Consider the following 244-nt stretch of genomic DNA (forward strand, 5'->3'; position numbering starts at 1 on the left):
ATCGGGATTTGCGCCGCCGCGGTCGCGACGACCAATTCCGCGCTCAACGCGATGTCGTCGGTGCTGGTGCAGGACTTCTACCGTCCCTGGCGCGACCGGCGCGGACCGGTGGAGGAGCATCACTTCGTTCAGGCCGGGCGCGCGGGCATGGGGGTGATCGGCTTTGCGATGTTCCTGATGGCGGTCGCGTCTTATTATTGGCAGCGCCACAGTTCGATGGGCCTGCTGGAGTTTGCGTTGCAGG

The 244-nt window shown here is 65.2% G+C and carries 1 protein-coding gene; it reads left to right on the forward strand.

The features are described 5' to 3' along the window. The coding region (locus PU683_RS20825; protein ID WP_277174514.1) for a hypothetical protein at positions 1-244 on the forward strand (244 nt) is incomplete at both ends.

It is taken from the genome of Candidatus Kosakonia sp. 282A-S69, from assembly GCF_029433855.1.
Lineage (GTDB): Bacteria > Pseudomonadota > Gammaproteobacteria > Enterobacterales > Enterobacteriaceae > Kosakonia > Kosakonia cowanii_A.